The organism is Streptomyces sp. F001 (assembly GCF_004187715.1).
Classification (GTDB): Bacteria; Actinomycetota; Actinomycetes; order Streptomycetales; family Streptomycetaceae; genus Streptomyces; species Streptomyces flavusporus.
The window spans coordinates 1-1,817 of record NZ_QZWF01000156.1 but is presented as its reverse complement, the minus strand read 5'-3'; the positions used below and the strand labels follow the sequence as shown (position 1 = coordinate 1,817).

Genomic DNA, 1,817 nt, shown 5'->3' with positions numbered 1-1,817 from the left:
ATCCAAGATAACCAAGCCCTACTAGACCACGGGCACGCAGCGGCCCTCCTCCGTCCGGTACTGCCACTTCGCGCCGTGCCGGACGAGTTCCTTCACGGCCTTCACGAAGCGCTCCACATGCTCGTCCGGCGTCCCCGCGCCGAAGCTGACGCGGATCGCGTTGAGGGACTTCTCGCCGGGCGCGGCCTCGGGAGCGCCGCACTCACCCTGGGCCTGCGGGTCGCTGCCCAGCAGGGTGCGGACGAGGGGGTGGGCGCAGAAGAGGCCGTCGCGGACGCCGATGCCGTACTCGGCGGACAGGGCGGCGGCGAAGTGGGAGCTGTTCCAGCCGTCGACCACGAAGGAGATCACGCCGACCCGCGGGGCGGCGTCGCCGAACAGGGACAGCACCCTGACCTCCGGGACCTCGGCGAGCCCCGCACGCACGGTGTCGATCAGGTGCCGCTCGCGGGCGACGAGGGTGTCGAAACCCGCCTCGGTGAGCGCCTTGCAGGCGGACGCGACGGCGTAGGCGCCGATGACGTTGGGCGACCCGGCCTCGTGCCGCGCGGCGCTCTCGTGCCATTCCACGTCCACTCCCCCGTCCGCCCGCCGGGTGACCTTGCGGCTGGCGCCGCCACCCGCGAGGTACGGCTCGGCCGCGCGCAGCCAGTCGGCACGGCCGGCCAGCACACCGGAGCCGAACGGGGCGTACAGCTTGTGCCCGGAGAAGGCGACCCAGTCGACGTCGAGGTCCTGCACCGACACCGGGTGGTGCGGGGCGAGTTGGGCGGCGTCCAGGACGATCCGGGCGCCGTGCGCGTGCGCGGCCGCGGCGAGTTCCCGTACGGGCCACAGCTCGCCGGTGACGTTGGAGGCCCCGGTGACGCACACGAGGGCGGGGCCGTGGGGGTCGCGGTCGGCCAGGGCGCGCTCCAGGGTCTGCACGGCCTGCTGCGGGGTGCGCGGGGCGTCGAGGTAGCTGACGCGGGCGTCCTGCCAGGGCAGCAGCGAGGCGTGGTGCTCGGTCTCGAAGACGAAGACCTGGCAGTCGGCGGGGAGCGCGGCGGCGAGCAGGTTGAGCGAGTCGGTGGTGGACCGGGTGAACACCACCTGGTCGTCCGCCCGGCAGTCGAGGAACTCGGCGACGGTCCGGCGGGCGTTCTCGAAGAGGTCGGTGGACAGCTGGGAGAGGTATCCGGCGCCGCGGTGGACACTGCCGTAGTACGGCGCGTACGCCGCCACGTCGTCCCAGACCCGCTGCAGCGCGGGCGCGCTGGCGGCGTAGTCGAGCGCGGCGTAGGTGACTTCGCCACCCGTGACGAGCGGGACGGTGACATCCCGCCCCAGAACGGGCAGGGGGGCGCAAACGGACTGGGCGGCGGCAGCGGTGGAGACGGACATGGGTGTACTCCCGTGATCGCAGGCGAAGATGACCGCGCGAGCGGCACGGCTCAAGCGCGGGAAAGGGTGAAAAGGGTGTGCGGAGGCGGGGCTCTGCGGCCCTAGCGCATTCGCTTGCTCACGGAAGGCTCCTCGACGACCAGGACCCCTGGTCCCACACTCGTTCACAAGTGTGCGAGGGGTCCGCGCTTGTCGTAGACCTCGCTGCCTACGACCTGGTCTTCACCCGGGGCACCCCGCCACGGACGGAGGGTTGCCGGACAGCCGGCCGGGGCCGAATGACTGTCACTCATGACCTGATCGGAAAACTACGTGACGTGATCGCCGAAGCGCAACTCCTGTCCGGATCCCGAAACGTTCAGGCGCTGCCGAACGCCGCGGTTCGGCAGCGCCCTGAAGGGGCGCGTGGTGTGCCGATAGGCGGCACCTCCCCC

General features: G+C 71.9%; 1 protein-coding gene and 1 riboswitch. The gene reads right to left on the bottom strand.

The window, feature by feature from the left end:
• Positions 1 to 21: 21 nt before the first annotated feature.
• Positions 22 to 1,383 (bottom strand): aminotransferase class V-fold PLP-dependent enzyme, encoded by a 1,362-nt coding sequence (locus StrepF001_RS45185; RefSeq protein WP_129803872.1) that lies wholly within the window; start codon positions 1,381 to 1,383, stop codon positions 22 to 24.
• A 180-nt stretch (positions 1,384 to 1,563) separates the two neighbouring features.
• A riboswitch (SAM riboswitch) is annotated at positions 1,564 to 1,680 on the bottom strand.
• Positions 1,681 to 1,817: the final 137 nt, after the last annotated feature.

Bases quoted from the DNA above. Each gene is read 5' to 3' on its own strand.
- StrepF001_RS45185 (WP_129803872.1), bottom strand. From the start codon at position 1,383: ATGTCCGTCTCCACCGCTGCCGCCGCCCAGTCCGTTTGCGCCCCCCTG.